Raw genomic sequence first — 16,498 nt, forward strand, 5'->3', positions numbered from 1 at the left:
TTAGAGGAAGATTCTGCTTTTTTCAATGTCAAGCACACATGATTAGGGAGAGCCTATTAATATAGTACATTCTGTGCCGATATGTTTCTATGGCCTGGAAGCACCGGAATTCGATTTAAAATCCAGCCCATGCATCAAATAAGGAAGAGATGATTTGATGTATGTCTCAGGTGACATATCCCGACCGCTTCTCCTCCACTCGGCAGAAGCCCCATACATACTCCAGCTCAGCATGACCGCAGTCAATTTCAATCCCGCCTCGTCCGACGCGCCATTTTGCTTAGCCAGCATCTTGAAGAAGATGACTTCAAGCTGCTCACGTATGATGCGGGCGATGGTCTCTTCGTAACCTCTATGGCACCTGTTGGCTAAAGATTGCTGAAAGTCCGTGATTGCTGTAAATATGCGGATAAGTGTATCTTCATCGAGCGCCTCTCCTTCATAGTTTATATAGTCCAGATTCACAAGCAGCACTTCCGACAGCATCTTTTCCAGCAAATCATATATATCCTCAAAGTGATAGTAGAATGTCGCTCGGTTGATCATGGCTCCGGTGGCAATATCCTTTACAGTAATATCCTTAAAATCTTTCCGCTCTGAAAGCGTCATGAAAGCATCCATAATGAATTTGCGGGTGCGCTGAATGCGAAGATCCACTTTTGGTTGCGGCAAATCGATATCCTCCTATCGTCCAACATTATCGCCAGTGTGTTGGATAACCGACATAATTGTTCATATACTGGTTTCAGGTAACCTAATTATCTTATACAATTACTATATAGGCAAAATATACATTCGCACCGCATTTTTCCCGATAGAGGATCGGGCTTGTCAGCGATAATTCAGTTCCACAGAGGAGAATGTCAAATGGATAACAATAAAAATATGATATGTGACCTGGAAACTGGTATATGCAAAGAAACAGAAGCTGAAGATACCGGCCTCATCGATTTCAGCCAGACGAAAAACGCGCTTGATGTCTACTATATAACTGACCCCATCTGTTCCCATTGTTGGGCTCAGGAACCCGTTTTCCGCCGATTCACTGAACAATACGGACACCTCTTCAACTTCCATACAGTCATGGGCGATCTGCTTGAGAAATGGCATGATGGTCCAATCGACCCTGCAAACGGCATATATAAACCAGCCGATGTCGCGGGACATTGCCATCGATCGGCATCCAGACGCGCATGCCGATCGATGGCAATGTCATGATTGAAGATCCCGTCCAGTCCTCCTTCCCGGCTTCCCGCGTATTTAAAGTCATACAGCGCAATCATTCGGATAAAATGGCCACTGCCTATCTGCGTCGCGTCCGGGAAGCAGTTTTCGTCAATGACCGCAATATTTCTGACGCAGGCGTATTGATCGATGTCGTAAATGATATGGGATTAGATGGCAGCTCGATTGTATCGGAATCGGAAAGATCCGAAGCCCATAACCTGCTGTAGGAAGATTTTGAACTTACTGCACAGTTGGGCGCACGGGGGTTCCCTACCATCATCATGATCAATGCCGACAACCAAGGCGTAAAGATTGTCGGTGGCCGGCCTTTCGAATCCTATGTAGATGGGCTGGAACAAGTGATGGGCGCCGCTTCCCCTGAGCCTAGGCAACAGCCAGCCCTATCGACTCTGCTTGAGAGGGAGACATTCCTGTTCTCAAGGGAGATTGAAGAGATGTATGGACTTTCGAAAGAGGAGGTCGCTTCTTTCGTAGAAGCATCCCTTGAGACGATAGAGTACGAATCCCACGAATTTCTGGGTGAGAAGTATTTTGCTCTGTCGAAATAAGTGCAGTCTGAAGCACGCTCTGATTATTTAATTGAAACTTTAAAAGGATACTCATTTATAGGCACCTTGAATTACGCATCCACTTCTCCATCCATCATCTGAGCGCCGTTATATATTCTTAATGTTCCTGTAACAGTAAAGTCTACACTTTCGTGATAGAATACCGCTCAACAGATACTAAAGGAAATGACGCACCCGTTTTCAAGCTGATTATCACTGTATTTCGATGGCTGTCGCCGATACTTTAGTGCAGGCAGTATTGATCAACAGCATATGGTAGAAGGAAGCGAAGGGGCGTCATTCCTCATGGATATTGGAAAAAGAGAGGTAGAGAACCAGTGGAGCGTAATTATATGATTGATTATGTGAAGGGGTTTGCGATATTTTTCGTTGTGGCCATCCACTCGAAGACAGTTCAAGGTGCCCATATCGGAATGATTGACGGTGACGATGCGAATTTCTTCATCAATATGTTTGCACGGTTTGCAGTGCCTTTCTTCTTTGTAGCGTCAGGATATTTATTTGTACAGAAATTAAAATGGATCCATCAAGAAAACGAGAGTGGGAGCCGACAAGCCCAATTTCATTACTTCAAGAAGTATATTGGTAAACTGATCAAACTTTATGTGGCATGGTTCGCTTTCTATTTTGTTTTTGAATTAGGTGTGAAGTTTATTGAGGGGGAAAATAATAGTGGGACACTCTTCGAGATGTTCACAAGCTCTATAAGCCACTTCAACCTGTGGAGTCTTATATACTTCGGGGAAGGCGCGCCTGGCTACCACCTATGGTTCCTGCCGGCACTCATATATGCGGTGCTCCTGCTATTCTTATTTGTACAAATGCGGTTGGTTGGGGTCTTATTCATAATCAGTATAGGGTTGCACCTTTTCGGTCTGTTTGGTCAAGCATACTCTTTCCTTTATGATGTCCCTTTTAATACAAGGGAGGGCATCTTTTTCGCCCTATTCTATGTAACATTCGGTGGTGTCGTTGCCAAGTACAGTTCATCATTCAACACAATCCTTCTGAAAATACCGACCTGGTCTGTCGTTATTTCGCTGGTAGTCCTTTCATGCATGCAAGTACTGGAAGGTTTCATTACATTAAAGCTATACGAGGGCAAAGAGGAGAATTATTTTTTCTTCACCATTCCATTGGTCATGACACTATTCATGCTGGCCCTCAAACATCAGCAGATGGGGAAAAATTCTATTTTCACTAAAATTGGTGCCAATGCGGTGGGTATCTATGTATCCCATGTATTTATCATGGAGTTTATGCAGGTTCTCATACATCAAATGAAGTTGACCGCTGTGGAGGATTCACTTCTTTGGAAAGTGATGTTGACGCCCCTCGTACTTGTTACGGCACTTATCTTCTATCACCAATTGCAGAATGGGAAGAAGGTTGTAAAGTCCATCTATCAGTAAGGGTCGGGGATAATATGTAAAACATGAAGACTATACATTTCTAATTATATTTTCTTAACTCACTTTAATACATGTGTCTCCACATGGAAACACCTTCGGCATGATGCTCACCGCACCACGCCGAAGGTGTTTTTATTGAAGGTCATTTGCGCAATTTGTTTAATTCACTACGGGTTTTCTCCGATAAAGAAGCACCGATATCCATCAATTCGATCATATCCTTAAATGCCTGCTTGGGAATGGCGAGGTCTTTAATCCTATCCTCGGTGAATTCCAGATCAATATCGTCTTCGCGCCCGTCTGCTATTTTAGTGACAAATTCAGGTTCTGTGACAAATGGCGTGGACGCACCCACCATATCAGCATATTCTATTGCTTCAAGTGCCTTATCAGGAGAATTGATGCCGCCAGTCGCCATTACCGCTGTCCGTCCAGCAATATGGTCATAGACCACCCTATTCATCAATTCACCTTTATGCGCCCCTTGTCGAATTGTTTGTTTATAGATGTTTTTCCCCCAACTTGCCGTAGCCAGATAATGGATGTCGGCTGCTTCCATTGCCCGGTCTATAAAATACAAGAATTCTTCGACAGTATATCCCACTTCACTTCCGCGTGTTTCTTCAGGGGTGCAGCGGTAACCAAGGATAAATCCTTCGGGCGCCTCCGCTTCAATCACCCGCTGGACAGCTTCAAGCACTTTAATTCCAAAACGTATCCGGTTATCGAGGGTGTCTGCACCATATTCATCTTCACGCTTATTGGAGAACGTGGAGAGAAATATATGGATCAGAAAGTGCGACTTGATTATTTGATCGATTATCTGATGCGTGAAAAAGGCAATACAAGCACAGATATTGAGGCAATTTAAAAAGATTCGTTCGAAGAAAAGCTTCGTCTCTTCCAAGGGTTATGTAACATCAGGGCGCCAAAACCGGTGGATAATGCGTTCATTGAAGTTCAGGACGCTTTTTTGACCCAGTGGAATCATGAGCGGCCGTTGACGACAATCAGTGACCTTGCAGCTGTAGAGCCGCAACTTTACATTTGGCAAGGGGATATTACCAGTTTAAAGGTAGATGCCATCGTCAATGCTGCCAACAGTAGATTTATCGGCTGCACCCAAGCGAATCATACATGTATTGACAACATCATCCATACACGGGCTGGTGTCCAACTGCGCCTCGCCTGTGCGGGTATAATCCAGGCCCGTGGTCGAAAAGAACCGTCAGGAAAAGCAAAAATAACTGAAGGATACAATCTGCCGGCGGATTTTGTCATCCATACGGTCGGGCCTTTCATTGATGGACGGGGCGTTTCTCCGTTAAAAGAACGGCTGTTGGCTTCGTCTTACCGTTCATCACTTACCTTGGCGGATGAACATCATCTGTCTACCATTGCGTTTTGCTGCATTTCGACAGGTGAATTTAATTTCCCGAATCAACGTGCCGCTGAAATTGCTGTACACACCGTCAAATCTTATTTGGAAGAAACAGGAAGTGAACTTGACGTTATCTTTAACGTTTTTAAAGATGAAGATTTTCGTATATACCAATCGCTCTTTGAGCAGTCAGAATAGGTGATCATGATGCAACAAATAGAAAATTACTGGAACACGTTATCGAATACATCAGACATGTCCCAAGCGGACATGTTACATAACTTAATTGAAGAGTCTGAAGCAGTCGTAATCGGTATCGGTGCAGGAATGTCTGCAGCAACTGGATTTACATACGTCGGAGAGCGTTTTACGAATGCTTTTCCAGACTTCATAAAGAAGTATCGCCTCTTTGATATGCTGCAGGCAAGCCTGTTTGAATTTGAGGATGTGCAGGAATATTGGGCTTTCCAGAGCCGCTTTTCATTGCTGAACTTCTTTGATCAGCCGACTGGAAAAGCGTATGTCGACTTAATGGAGATTATTGCCGGGAAAGACTATCACATCATTACAACGAATGCAGATAATGCTTTTTATGCAGCCGACTTCGACATGGACAAAGTCTTTCGTATCCAAGGGGAATACGGCTTATGGCAATGCACCAGACATTGCCATCAACAGACCTATCAAAATGAAGCACTTATCCGTCAGATGGTTGAAGAACAGCGTGATATGAAGGTGCCAGAAAATCTGATCCCTTATTGTCCGGAGTGCGGTGCGCCCCTTGAAGTGAATAAACGTACCGAAGAAAAGGGTATGGTGGAAGATGCACACTTCCACGAACAAAGACGGCGCTATGAACAATTCCTGGAACAAACAAAAGGTAAACGCACATTATACCTGGAAATCGGCGTCGGAAATACAACTCCTCAATTCATCAAGCATCCTTTTCAACGAATGACAGAGGATAATCCAAAAGCCCTCTTTGTCACGATGAACCAAAAAGATTACTTCATTCCGCATGCAATTCGCCCAAGGACCGTAAGAATTGATGAGGACATTGAGGACGTGTTTCACGCCATCGCTGAAAGTAATGGATTGGGGGGTCGCTGATGTATTTAGTCATGCCCGAACGTAATGGTGAGTGGATCTATGATCCAAGCATCTCCATGGCCATCCAAGTATATATGAAAGACCATTTGTTCCTGGACGATGACGTGCTGTTTCCTTACATGATGGATCCTGTCGTCCAAATAGGGAAATTTCAGAATGCCTATGAAGAAGTGAATCAGCCTTATATGGACGAACACAATATCCAGATGCTCCGCCGCGATACCGGTGGTGGCGCCGTTTACCTGGATGATTGGAATATGAGCTTTTGTTTCCTTTTCGATGGCGACAACAATATCTATAACAATTACGGCAAGTTATATGAACCAGCCATCAAGGCTTTAGAGAAATTGGGATTTGAAAATCTAGCACAGCAGGGCCGAAATGATTTGACGATAGATGGGAAGAAGATATCCGGTGCCGCCATGACGCTCGAGAACGGTCGCATCTACGCAGGCTATTCCTTATTGCTCAATCCGAATTATGAAGCAATGGTCGCTGCACTGAACCCCAATCAGAAAAAAATTCAATCACATGGCATCAAGTCCGTCAGAAGCCGGGTTGATGCCATCCGCCCTCACCTTGCACCGGAATATCAATCCATGACAGTCTGGGAATTCACCGATCACATGATATGTGAACTGCTGGACATTGATCATATCAACCAGGCAAAACGTTATGTATTAACAGAAGACGATTGGGAGCACATCGACCGTCTTGCTGTTGAAAAGTACAGAAATTGGGACTGGACTTATGGACGGTTCCAACATTTCGAGTACGAGGTGTCAGAGCGTTTTCCAATTGGTACGATCAGTTTCGGCCTAAGCGTCGACCGTGCCCGGATAACCGATATACAGATTACAGGGGATTTCTTCGGCAAAAAGGATGTTAAGGAAATTGAGGAAGCACTTGCTGGCATACGCTTATGGAAAGACGATCTATTGAAGGCTCTGAAAGGCTTTCATATCCCGGACTACTTTGGTGACATAACAGCTGAAGATTTGGTTCGTGTCATTTTAAGCATTCCCGTGAAGTAAACAATATCAACAACCGGAAAGAAGGGTCCAATTGGTTAAGATAGGCGTTCTCGATTACGCACAAATTGACGAAGGTAAAAATGCCGCTCAAGCTCTGCAGGAGACCGTCACCCTCGCGCGGTTGGCTGAATCACTCGGGTATGAACGGTTTTGGGTGGCGGAACACCATAATGTCCCCGCTTTCGCCAACAGTTCGCCAGAAGTGCTCATGATGCGGCTGGCTGATGCCACAGGTACCATCCGTATTGGTTCTGGAGGCGTCATGCTGCCGCATTACAGCCCTTATAAAGTGGCTGAAAATTTTCGTCTCTTGGAAGCTTTCCATCCCAACCGAATCGATCTGGGGTTCGGCAACACGATCGGCACCCCGCTCGTCAATCGGACGTTGAATGAAAACAAAGAACGCAAATTCCCCTATGAACAAAGCGTTACCGATCTGATTCATTATTTAAGCGGGACAGTAGACGAAGCACACCGCTTCCACAATATCACCGCCAATCCAGCCATTGGGACCGTACCGCAGATGTGGGCATTATCGACAAGCATTAAAAGTGCTGAAATCGCCGCGGGACATGGAGTTGGATACACTTTTGGTTTGTTTCCCTTCATCGGACCTGAGAAATTAAAAGCTGGGATGGAAGCTGTAAACATCTATCGGGATACATTCAAAACTTCCCGATCTATGCCAAAATCAAAGGTCTCCATTGCACCGTTTGTCGCCATCGCTGAGACTGAAGAAGAAGCAGAGGCTTACGGTAAAGCACTCGACCTCTGGCTGCTCGGCAAGAATAACTTTAGTGAATTAAAAACCTTCCCTTCCGTAGATACAGCACTGAACTATCCATATTCTGAAAAGGATAAGGCGATGATTAAAGCAAACCGAAAGCGTATCATCGTCGGAAATAAGGAAAGTGTGCAGGAAGCGCTAAGTGAATTGATCGCTCAATTTGGGGCCGATGAAGTATTGCTGATTCCTTTGATCCCCGGACTGGAAGCGCGCAAAGATGCCTATCGGTTGCTTGCAGATATAGGTGAGCGTATATAAAAAGATACTTGTTATCTGCAAATCAAATGGCGCATCAAACAACGTAATATGCATTTCTATATCAAAATTGAAAATGAATGATTGATTTACATTAAAAATAGCTTTAGATGGAGTCTTATATGTTCAACACAAATGAGAAAATAGTTTTAGGCCTTGTCATTCTAATTTATTTCATCGCTTTATTTGCATTATCCTTGTATATGAAACGCAAAACCAAGACATATGAGGATTATAATGTCGCTGGACGATCCGTTTCCATTTTTCCATTGATCCTGACATTCGTCGGAACCGGTATTGGTGGAGCAACATTACTGGGGTATATGGAAAATGGCTACAGTCTAGGTATGGGAGAACAATGGATACATATCACGATGCTCTTTGCCGTTATAATATTATCCTTATTCCTTCTTAAGCCAATTAGAGAGTTGGGCGAGAAGCACAACATGATTACAGTCGGAGACTATACCGCCCTGCGTTATGGGGAGAAAGCGCGTATCCCTACTGTCATCAGTTTTCTGTTTTCCTACTGTGCCATGACGGGTATGCAGTTTGCCGCCATTGCCTCCATATTGAATCTGACAATCGGTTTGAATATGACTTTAGGCATCCTTATTGGGTGGGCATTACTGACCGTAAAGACATATGTAGGGGGACTGAAAGCCGTCATCTGGCAGGACGTCATCCAAGGCACCATTTTGACATTAGGCATCATCCTGCTATTTATCATGGTGCTTAGATATTCCGGCGGGTGGCAAGATATTTCTGAAAGTGCCGGCACGGCAAACCAAAGTGACATGTTGAATCCACTTAATATCACCCCTGGTGAAATCATGATCTACCTTCTGACCTTGGCATTCTACCAATTCATCAGGCAGGATGTATGGCAGCGCATTTGGGCCGCGAAGAGCATTAAAACAGCAAGAAGCGGCTATTGGATTTCAATGATCATTGCGGTTGCACTCGGCTCCATTGTAATGACAATCGGGGTATTCAGTCGTTTTGGTTTAAATCTCGGTACAATCGACCCCACACTCGTCTACTACAATGTCATTGAAAATGTATTTCCTTTTTCCATCGTAGTCATTATGGTCATTGCCCTGCTTGCAGCCGTTATATCAAGTGCGGACTCTTTCTTTATTGCAGGTTCATCATCCATTGTAAATGACCTTATCCGCCCGAATGTGAAACATAAGACGGATAAGAAGATGTTGGTCTACAGCAGATTTTCTGTACTCATAGTGTCTGCCATTGCACTTGTATTGACCCTAACCATTCCAGGATTGGTCAACCTGATGGTAACGGGTACTGCAATGTCGGTTTCCGGTTTATTGGCACCAGTCATATTTGGCCTGTTCTGGAAAAAGCCGACAGGAATCGCCGGCCTATCCGCAATGTGGACAGGGCTTGGCTCAGCAGTCATTTGGCAGGTTCTAGGCCATCCTTTTGGGGTCCACCCCATCATGGTCGGTTTACCACTATCAACTGCAGTTCTATTGATTATGACAGTGTTAACTAAAGATACGGAGAATGAAAGCTTATTGATGAAAGCCAAATAAACAACGAAATCCCACTTTTATAGAAGTGGGATTTTTACTATTTTGTCTTTTTACCTGTCTACTTAACGGGGAGCATATCACTAGTCGACGGCTACACTCTTTTCTACGCATACCCTCTCCGCATCCTGTTCTCCAGCTTATCGATGACGTACGTAAGCAGGACACAGATGCCCCAGTACACAAGGGCAGCGGCGACGAAGGCTTCCAGATAGCTGAAGCTCTGTGCCCCGATGAGCCTTGCCTGGGCGAAGATGTCGACGACGGTCACGAGGAAGGCGAGTGACAGCGCCTTGATGATGATCAGGAATGCATTCATCGTATCGGGCAGTGCCTCCATCATGACCTGTGGAATGATGACTTTCCTCAACACTTGGGTCGTGCTGTAGCCGAGCGACTGTGCCGCTTCTATCTGATCTTTATCCAATGAATGCAGCGCGCCCCTGATGATTTCGGACTGGAAGACGGAGTAGCAGATGCTGAACGTCACGATGACGACGGCCGTGGAATTCAGACTTGTCGGGTCGAAGGTGACATTGAACAGCCCGAGGAACCACGCGATCACGAGCGGCAATGAATAATAGACCAGGTAGAGGAGCACGACATTCGGTGTGCCCCTGAGAAATGACTGCAGGACACCGATGACCTGCCTTACCACCGGTATATTCAAACTCTGGATGTACGTAATCGTAGCACCGATCGTGAATGAAAGAACAAGGATGATGAGCGCCAGAAGCAGCGTCTTCGGCACGACTTTGAGGATTTCAACGAAGCTTTCGAAAACGACTATGATATCAAACACTGTAGCCCGCCTCCTTCTTCTTCATTTCGTAGCCCGTCCTTCTCAGCATCCGCTTCTTCCTGCGTTCGAGCCTTCTGATGATCTGCTCGGAAATCATGGAGATGCCCCAGTAGATGAGGGCGACCGTCAGAAAGACTTCCACCTGCTTCATGCCGAATGTATCCCCGCTCATGATCGTGGCCATGCCCATGAGGTCCACGACACCGATGGCGAAGACGAGGGAACTGTCATGGATGAGGTGGATGATCGCATTGCCGAGGCCCGGGAGCGCAATAGGGCCCATCTGCGGGATGATGACCCGCTTCATCTTCTGGAACGGTGTATAGCCGAGGCTCTCGGCCGCTTCATGCTGCCCCTTATCGATCGCCAGATAAGCCGGCCGCAGCACTTCAGACATATACGCTCCATTGAAGAAGATCAGGCACACCGTCGCTGCGGTGATGGGACCGATGTTCCTTATGTCGAATCCGATCAGCTGCAGCAGCACCGGCAGTCCGAAGAAGAACAGGAACAGTTGCAGCAGTATGGGTGTACTCCGGGTGAATGATATGTATGCCCCGAGCAGCTGGCTCAGGGCAGGAATCCTCCTGATCCGTGCCGCCGCAACAGGAATGCTGAGTAGAAAACCGAATACAGCGGCGAGTACAACGATCAGGAGCGTTATGGGAATCACAGACAGGAACTGTGGAAGTATCTCCAGCATATATTGTACATCCATGATTACCCCTCCTCTTCATTCATTGCCATTTCTACTCTTCGTACTGCAGAATGTCTTCCCCATAGAATTCATTGGACAGTTCCGACACGGTGCCTTCTTCCTTCAGTTCGGCCAGTGCTTCGCTGACTTTGTCACGCAGTTCAGTATTCTCCTCGGAATCATGGATCAGGAAGTATGTCGGATTGATTTCCACCGGTTCCGTCACATGGATGTCGAGACCCGCCTCTTCAATGATTTCCTGCTGACCCAGGTTGGATGGATGGACGAGCGCATCATACACGCCATCATTCACTTCCTGCAGGCGGTCGGATGTCGGAATGCCGCCGTCCGATGTATCGAACTCGATCTGGTTGTCCGGATGTTCTTCATTGTAGCCGTTCAGCAGATTGAAGACGCCGCCTGTCGGTGTGACCGGTACGACGTTCTTGCCCTGCAGATCATCTAGACTTTCGATTTCACCTTCCTGATCGCCTGTCGCAAAAATCTTCATCAGGCTCGGTCCATTGCTTTCGTCGGGAACCAGATAGCTCTCCTCCCTTTCCGGAGACAAGATCAACCCTTGAGCAAGCATGTCATACTGGCCGGTATCGAGTCCGATTTCACCCGCACTGTCGCTCGCGCCTTCCATGTTGAATTCATAGCCCTCAAGCTTTTCGTCAATGGCACGCAGCAGTTCCGGCTCGTAGCCCGTCAGCTCTCCGTCATCACCGACATAGCTCAGCGGACGGGAGGAAGAGGACACCGCAACTTCCACTGTCCTCACTTCCCCGCTTTCTTCAGCACCCTCTGCACTCTCTTCTTCCCCGCCGCATGCCGCGAGCACCAGCAGCACTGCTGCAAATGAAATTGATAAAAGTAACCTTTTCATGATATGTATGCCTCCTTATGATTTTTAATGGGTCGTCGTATAGAACTTGCGCAGGAACTGCTGAGTCCGTGCATTTTCAGAATGGTCGAATATCTGTTCCGGCGGCCCTACTTCGGCCACCCTGCCCTGATCCATGAAAATGACACGGTCGGATATGTCTTTGGCGAATGACATCTCGTGTGTCACGAGGATGATCGTCATGCCCGAATCCGCAACTTCACCGATCGCCTTCAGCACCTCGCCAACCAGTTCAGGGTCGAGTGCCGAAGTCGGTTCATCAAAAAGGATCACTTCCGGCTCCACAGCGAGTGCCCGGGCGATGCTCACCCGCTGCTGCTGACCACCTGAGAGCTGATGTGGATATGCATCCGCCTTCGCTTCGAGGCCGACCCGCGTGAGTTCCTCCATGCTCTTGTCATGCGCTGCCTGCTTCGGCTTCTTCTGGACCACGATCTGGGCATCCATGACATTCTCGAGCACCGTCTTGTTCTTGAAAAGGTTGTACTGCTGGAATACCATCGCCGTCTTCCGGCGAAGCGCAAGCGTCTCCTTCTTTGTAATCGAACTGAAATCATATGTATCGCCACCGAGGGTGATGCGGCCGCTCTCCGGCTTCTCCAGCAGGTTGATGCACCTGAGCAGGCTCGTCTTCCCCGTACCACTCGGTCCGATGAATGTGATCACCTCACCCTTCTTGACTTCGAGGCTGATGTCATCCAGCACCTTATGATCGCCGAAGGACAAGTCCAGATTCTCTATGTTCAGCACATGACACACCTTCTTCCATTATGTAATCAGAAAATTGAAATGATATGCTTCATTGTAACTATTATTTCCGACTTGTCAACTAGGAATTTAAGTTGTATTATTGCACTTATCTATTGAAAAAGAATATGTTTGGTGGAATAATAAAATGATTATGACAGTACATATAGGATTGAAGAGAGGAGCATCACTTTGAAGACATTAAATGAACTTGAAATGAATGAACGCCTCCAGCTGATGGAGGAAACTGCGAAGAATTTCAGCGGGACTTCTCAGCAGCACGATGAGGACGTCACCTTCCCCTTCGAGAATTTCCAAGCGTTGAAGGATATCGGCTATCCGCATCTGTCCATCCCATCGGAATATGGTGGAGGCGGCATTACGCTGCGTGAACTGATGAAGCATCAGGAGATCATTGCGAAATATGACGGGGCCACCGCGCTTTCCATCGGATGGCATATGGGCATCATCATGGACCTCGGCGAGAAGAAGACATGGGATGACGCAAAATACAGGAAGGTCGTCCAGGATGTCATCGAAAACGGTGCACTCATCAACAACCTGGCCACCGAACCGGCAACCGGCAGCCCGACACGCGGCGGCAGGCCGGAGACCACGGCGCGGAAAGAAGGCGACGGATGGATCCTGAACGGCAGGAAGACATTCGCCACACTGTCGCCGATATTGAAGTACGGCGTCGTCAGTGCTACGATCGAAGGCAGTGATGAAGTCGGAAACTTCCTCGTAGACAGTAATTTGAAGGGTGTCCGTGTCGATGAGACTTGGAACTCCGTCGCCATGCGCGCAAGCGGCAGCCATGACTTCATCATGGAGGATGTGCACGTACAGGAGGAAGACCTCGTCTCCTACCGTACACTCGGTAAGAAGGATCCCGCCGGATGGCTGCTGCACATTCCGGCCTGTTACCTCGGCATTGCACGGGCTGCGCAGGATTCGGCACTCGAATTCGCGACCACCTACTCCCCCAACAGCATCAAGGGCACCATTTCAGAGCTGCCGAACGTCCAGGAGAAGCTCGGCCGCATCGAGATGCTGCTGATGGAATCCGAGCACTTCCTCTATTCCGTCGCTAGGCAGTGGGATGAAAGTGATGAAGAAGAAAGAAGCAGGATGGGCAGCGAACTCGGCGCCGTCAAGACATCCATCGTCAACAAGGCCGTCGAGGCCGTCGACCTCGCCATGCGCGTCGTCGGGGCGAAGAGCCTGTCGGCCGACAATGAACTGCAGCGGTACTACAGGAACGTCCGTGCCGGACTCCACAACCCGCCAATGGATGACATGGTCATCATCGGACTCGCAAAGAGTTCAATCGGCAGGGTCGAAAATAATCAGAATGAAAAACAGAAGATATAGCCATCAAAAAGGAGAAGATCAGCTGATCTTCTCCTTTTCCTATATATTATTATACCGTCTGTTCCATCTCTTTAAGTACACCATCGGAAATCTCATAGACACGGTCACGATATTTCAGCATGAGTTCATCATGGGTGACCATGACTGCAGCCTTGTTCCGCTTCTCCGCCCCATCTGAAATCAGTTCGACGATATCGAAGGCACGGCTGCTGTCGAGACTTGCCGTCGGCTCATCCGCCAGTATGATGTTCGGGTCATTGATGAAACCACGCGCGATTGCGGTACGCTGGCGTTCCCCACCGGAAAGCTGTGATGGGTATTTCTTGAGCTTATCGCCCAATCCTACCTCTTCCAGAAGCTCTGTTGCGAACTTCCTGTCGGCCCCGGTGATGCGCCCTGCCATCTTCTTCACCACCAGCTGCTGCCTCGATAGGACCTGGTCCGGCCAGGTGGCGAAAAAATGCAGCAGCGCCATTTCACGCGGCGGCATGAAGAGTTCCACGCCATTGATCACCAGCCTGTGTTCATCCGGTATGGTGGTCATGTTTGCCATCTCGATGATTTCCTCCACTCCGACCGCATGGACGGAGCGCCTGAGCACCGATTTCATTCGTGCAATCAGTTCGTTCGAATCAAACGGCTTCACGACATAGTCATCCGGCCCGATGCCGAGGCCATGGATGATGTCGTAGCTCTCCCCCTGCCCGTCAGCATGAGGATCGGCACCCTCCGGTCATCCAGCTGGATCGTCCGGCACACTTCCAATCCATCCATCACCTTCGACTGTGGTAAGGAATTTTCCAACTGGCAGTCAATGAGCAACCGGAATGACCTGTCCATCTACTTTGCCGATCCGGGGACACCGTCTCAACGGGGATTGAATGAACATTCCAATGGATTGCTCAGAAAGGACGGACTGCCCAAAGACATGGATTTCAACACGGTCGATCAGGCTTTCGTCTCATCCGTCGCCGCAAGAAGAAACAACAAACCGAGAAAATCATTGGACTACCGTACACCGTTGGAAGTGTTTTTGAGTTACATGGGTGATAAGCAACTGTCTAGCTTATTTTGACAAACGAAATTACAAGAAAAGGATGCCCTTTTTCTATTTATTCATTTACACAAACTATTTTACGCTCTCTATACAATTCAAAATTAAAATAACTCGCATGATTTGATTAGACTTCAATTTTAACTTTCAACTGATTTTTTTACGAAATGTATTAAAAATAACAGCAACTATAAACCCAACAAGAAATCCTCCAATATGGCCTACAATAGAAATATCAGGTATTACAAAAGTTGATATAACAAAAGATCCGATAATCATTAATAGAAAACTATAATCTTGTTTATGAAATTTATCTGAATAAAATAATATAAAGAAAAAATATATTCCTAAATAACCACTGCCAAAACTAGAACTTCCACTAAGAGGGTAAATCCCATAATGAAACATAGTTATTAGAATTCCTGTAATTAAGGAAATAAATATAGTAACAGCTATAAAGTTAAGACTTCCAAAATATTTTTCTAACGGCCTCCCTAAGAAATAAATCATAGGAAGATTAAGTATTAGATGTAAGACACTCATATGGCCTAAAGAGTAAGTGAAAAGTCTCCAAAGCTCTAATTCTCTAATATTCGAATCAACCAATGCCCCCATTTTTTCAACACTCTGATCATTATAACTACCATAAAAAACCAATGTAATAATACCATTAAACAAAACAAGAAAAATTAATAAAGCCGTAACTTTATAATTTTTCAAAAAATTCTTAAATGAAAAATCAAAAATAAACATGTGTTGTCCTCCTTATAAATACCATTATAGTATAATATGTTAATTTTCTAAATATTCTAACAATAAATTGTATTTTACAACGCCTTATGTTATTTTATAATTACACGGTAAATATATATAATATTTTCCAATTATATATACTTGTTATGTAAAGAATAATCATAATAAGGAGGTGTTTCTTATGCAGGAAGATATTTTAGATACGCAAGCTGGCCCACCTGACAAATCACCTAAGAATATGTTAGACAATATAGTGGCTGTAGAATTGTTTATTACAGAGCAAATTTATAAAAGACACATAAAGAAACATTTACAGAGTCACTCAAGTATTTTGAACATACTATAGAAACGATACGAAAAGGAACCTTAGGAATCGCTCCGCAATCCAACTTCATGAAGGGCATATCCTTCACCCGGCTGTAGCTATGCAGGAGGTGTGCAATGACACTCTTGCCCCACCCCCGCCTCCCCTTGAATCAATACCGAGGATTTTACCGGCGCCACACGCATGACCATCCTGATCACCTTCTCCATCTCAGAATCCCTTGCGATCAGGTCACTGTCTATCTCCCTGTACTTTATCTGCTCGAGTTCCATATGATAGTTCCTGCTGATTCTCTTCGTATCCTCGAGGTCACTCTGCAAGGTGTTGAGGGAAGTGAAATCCCGTGAGTTTACGATGATTCTCTTCATCTGTGCACCTTCATAAAAAGGCGTCGCACTCGCCATGACCAGCTTACCGTTGTAACTGCTAAACTAGACTCAACAGTTTTCCACAATTAAGACTCAACAGCTCTCTCCAAATAAGACAC

General features: G+C 46.2%; 16 protein-coding genes and 3 pseudogenes. 10 read left to right on the forward strand and 9 right to left on the reverse strand.

The features are described from left to right. Positions 1-87: 87 nt before the first annotated feature. Positions 88-672 carry a TetR/AcrR family transcriptional regulator gene (locus tag ACFFLE_RS07650; RefSeq protein WP_380570551.1) on the reverse strand — a complete coding sequence of 195 codons (585 nt, stop codon included), beginning with the start codon at positions 670-672 and terminating at the stop codon, positions 88-90. Between the two features lie 195 nt (positions 673-867). On the opposite strand from ACFFLE_RS07650, the pseudogene ACFFLE_RS07655 reads away from it, so the two are divergent. Both ACFFLE_RS07655 and ACFFLE_RS07660 read left to right on the forward strand, forming a co-directional pair. Then, a pseudogene (locus ACFFLE_RS07655) lies at positions 868-1,796 on the forward strand (DsbA family protein). A 353-nt stretch (positions 1,797-2,149) separates the two neighbouring features. Next, on the forward strand, positions 2,150-3,229 hold the full coding sequence (locus ACFFLE_RS07660) for an acyltransferase (RefSeq protein WP_380570552.1): 1,080 nt from the start codon (positions 2,150-2,152) through the stop codon (positions 3,227-3,229). Positions 3,230-3,371: 142 nt separating this feature from the next. On the opposite strand, the gene ACFFLE_RS07665 is transcribed toward ACFFLE_RS07660, so the two are convergent. After that, positions 3,372-4,085 (reverse strand): oxidoreductase, encoded by a 714-nt coding sequence (locus tag ACFFLE_RS07665; RefSeq protein WP_380570563.1) that lies wholly within the window; start codon positions 4,083-4,085, stop codon positions 3,372-3,374. Here ACFFLE_RS07665 and ACFFLE_RS07670 point away from each other — a divergent pair. The 5 genes and pseudogenes from ACFFLE_RS07670 (at position 4,014) to ACFFLE_RS07690 (ending at position 9,355) form a co-directional block, all read left to right on the forward strand. Next, positions 4,014-4,808, forward strand: a pseudogene (locus ACFFLE_RS07670) (protein-ADP-ribose hydrolase). The gene ACFFLE_RS07665 and the pseudogene ACFFLE_RS07670 overlap by 72 nt on opposite strands. Before the next feature lie 9 nt (positions 4,809-4,817). Next, positions 4,818-5,720, forward strand: a complete 903-nt coding sequence (locus ACFFLE_RS07675) for an SIR2 family NAD-dependent protein deacylase (protein WP_380570564.1) — start codon at positions 4,818-4,820, stop codon at positions 5,718-5,720. Next, positions 5,720-6,754: a lipoate--protein ligase gene (gene lplA, locus ACFFLE_RS07680; RefSeq protein WP_380570553.1), complete on the forward strand. Its 1,035-nt coding sequence runs from the start codon at positions 5,720-5,722 to the stop codon at positions 6,752-6,754. Before ACFFLE_RS07675 ends, lplA begins: the two co-directional genes overlap by 1 nt. A gap of 31 nt (positions 6,755-6,785) precedes the next feature. After that, entirely contained in the window at positions 6,786-7,799 is a 1,014-nt protein-coding gene (locus ACFFLE_RS07685) for an LLM class flavin-dependent oxidoreductase (RefSeq protein WP_380570554.1), read from the forward strand. Between the two features lie 119 nt (positions 7,800-7,918). Continuing rightward, complete coding sequence (locus ACFFLE_RS07690; RefSeq protein ID WP_380570555.1) at positions 7,919-9,355, forward strand: sodium:solute symporter family protein; 1,437 nt, start codon at positions 7,919-7,921, stop codon at positions 9,353-9,355. Positions 9,356-9,458: 103 nt separating this feature from the next. On the opposite strand, the gene ACFFLE_RS07695 is transcribed toward ACFFLE_RS07690, so the two are convergent. The 4 genes from ACFFLE_RS07695 to ACFFLE_RS07710 are packed head-to-tail and all read right to left on the reverse strand — an operon-like array spanning position 9,459 to position 12,508. Then, positions 9,459-10,154 carry an amino acid ABC transporter permease gene (locus tag ACFFLE_RS07695; protein WP_380570556.1) on the reverse strand — a complete coding sequence of 232 codons (696 nt, stop codon included), beginning with the start codon at positions 10,152-10,154 and terminating at the stop codon, positions 9,459-9,461. Beyond that, positions 10,147-10,872, reverse strand: a complete 726-nt coding sequence (locus tag ACFFLE_RS07700; RefSeq protein WP_380570557.1) for an amino acid ABC transporter permease — start codon at positions 10,870-10,872, stop codon at positions 10,147-10,149. The genes ACFFLE_RS07695 and ACFFLE_RS07700 overlap by 8 nt, the downstream gene beginning before the upstream one ends. Positions 10,873-10,903: 31 nt before the next feature. Next, positions 10,904-11,740 (reverse strand): transporter substrate-binding domain-containing protein, encoded by an 837-nt coding sequence (locus ACFFLE_RS07705; protein ID WP_124010788.1) that lies wholly within the window; start codon positions 11,738-11,740, stop codon positions 10,904-10,906. A gap of 24 nt (positions 11,741-11,764) precedes the next feature. Continuing rightward, positions 11,765-12,508, reverse strand: coding sequence for an amino acid ABC transporter ATP-binding protein (locus ACFFLE_RS07710; protein WP_380570558.1), 744 nt, complete (start codon positions 12,506-12,508; stop codon positions 11,765-11,767). A gap of 213 nt (positions 12,509-12,721) precedes the next feature. On the opposite strand from ACFFLE_RS07710, the gene ACFFLE_RS07715 reads away from it, so the two are divergent. After that, complete coding sequence (locus ACFFLE_RS07715) at positions 12,722-13,879, forward strand: acyl-CoA dehydrogenase family protein (RefSeq protein ID WP_380570565.1); 1,158 nt, start codon at positions 12,722-12,724, stop codon at positions 13,877-13,879. 49 nt (positions 13,880-13,928) lie between these two features. Here the strand turns inward: ACFFLE_RS07715 and ACFFLE_RS07720 are convergent, their stop codons facing one another. Further along, positions 13,929-14,525 (reverse strand): ATP-binding cassette domain-containing protein, encoded by a 597-nt coding sequence (locus ACFFLE_RS07720; protein ID WP_380570559.1) that lies wholly within the window; start codon positions 14,523-14,525, stop codon positions 13,929-13,931. Positions 14,526-14,648: 123 nt separating this feature from the next. Here ACFFLE_RS07720 and ACFFLE_RS07725 point away from each other — a divergent pair. Continuing rightward, positions 14,649-14,954, forward strand: a pseudogene (locus ACFFLE_RS07725) (IS30 family transposase); the annotation flags it as partial. Positions 14,955-15,080: 126 nt separating this feature from the next. Here ACFFLE_RS07725 and ACFFLE_RS07730 read toward each other — a convergent pair. Then, positions 15,081-15,686, reverse strand: coding sequence for a rhomboid family intramembrane serine protease (locus ACFFLE_RS07730; RefSeq protein ID WP_380570560.1), 606 nt, complete (start codon positions 15,684-15,686; stop codon positions 15,081-15,083). Between the two features lie 181 nt (positions 15,687-15,867). Here ACFFLE_RS07730 and ACFFLE_RS07735 point away from each other — a divergent pair, with 181 nt between their 5' ends. Next, entirely contained in the window at positions 15,868-16,032 is a 165-nt protein-coding gene (locus tag ACFFLE_RS07735; RefSeq protein WP_380570566.1) for a hypothetical protein, read from the forward strand. A gap of 77 nt (positions 16,033-16,109) precedes the next feature. Here the strand turns inward: ACFFLE_RS07735 and ACFFLE_RS07740 are convergent, their stop codons facing one another. Then, entirely contained in the window at positions 16,110-16,379 is a 270-nt protein-coding gene (locus ACFFLE_RS07740; protein ID WP_380570561.1) for a sigma 54-interacting transcriptional regulator, read from the reverse strand. Positions 16,380-16,498 lie beyond the last annotated feature (119 nt).

This window comes from Salinicoccus siamensis, assembly GCF_042429615.1.
Lineage (GTDB): Bacteria > Bacillota > Bacilli > Staphylococcales > Salinicoccaceae > Salinicoccus > Salinicoccus siamensis.

Bases quoted from the DNA above. Each gene is read 5' to 3' on its own strand.
- ACFFLE_RS07660 (WP_380570552.1), top strand. From the start codon at position 2,150: ATGATTGATTATGTGAAGGGGTTTGCGATATTTTTCGTTGTGGCCATC.
- ACFFLE_RS07675 (WP_380570564.1), top strand. From the start codon at position 4,818: ATGCAACAAATAGAAAATTACTGGAACACGTTATCGAATACATCAGAC.
- lplA (WP_380570553.1), top strand. From the start codon at position 5,720: ATGTATTTAGTCATGCCCGAACGTAATGGTGAGTGGATCTATGATCCA.
- ACFFLE_RS07690 (WP_380570555.1), top strand. From the start codon at position 7,919: ATGTTCAACACAAATGAGAAAATAGTTTTAGGCCTTGTCATTCTAATT.
- ACFFLE_RS07700 (WP_380570557.1), bottom strand. From the start codon at position 10,872: ATGGATGTACAATATATGCTGGAGATACTTCCACAGTTCCTGTCTGTG.
- ACFFLE_RS07705 (WP_124010788.1), bottom strand. From the start codon at position 11,740: ATGAAAAGGTTACTTTTATCAATTTCATTTGCAGCAGTGCTGCTGGTG.
- ACFFLE_RS07715 (WP_380570565.1), top strand. From the start codon at position 12,722: ATGAATGAACGCCTCCAGCTGATGGAGGAAACTGCGAAGAATTTCAGC.
- ACFFLE_RS07730 (WP_380570560.1), bottom strand. From the start codon at position 15,686: ATGTTTATTTTTGATTTTTCATTTAAGAATTTTTTGAAAAATTATAAA.
- ACFFLE_RS07735 (WP_380570566.1), top strand. From the start codon at position 15,868: ATGCAGGAAGATATTTTAGATACGCAAGCTGGCCCACCTGACAAATCA.
- ACFFLE_RS07740 (WP_380570561.1), bottom strand. From the start codon at position 16,379: ATGAAGAGAATCATCGTAAACTCACGGGATTTCACTTCCCTCAACACC.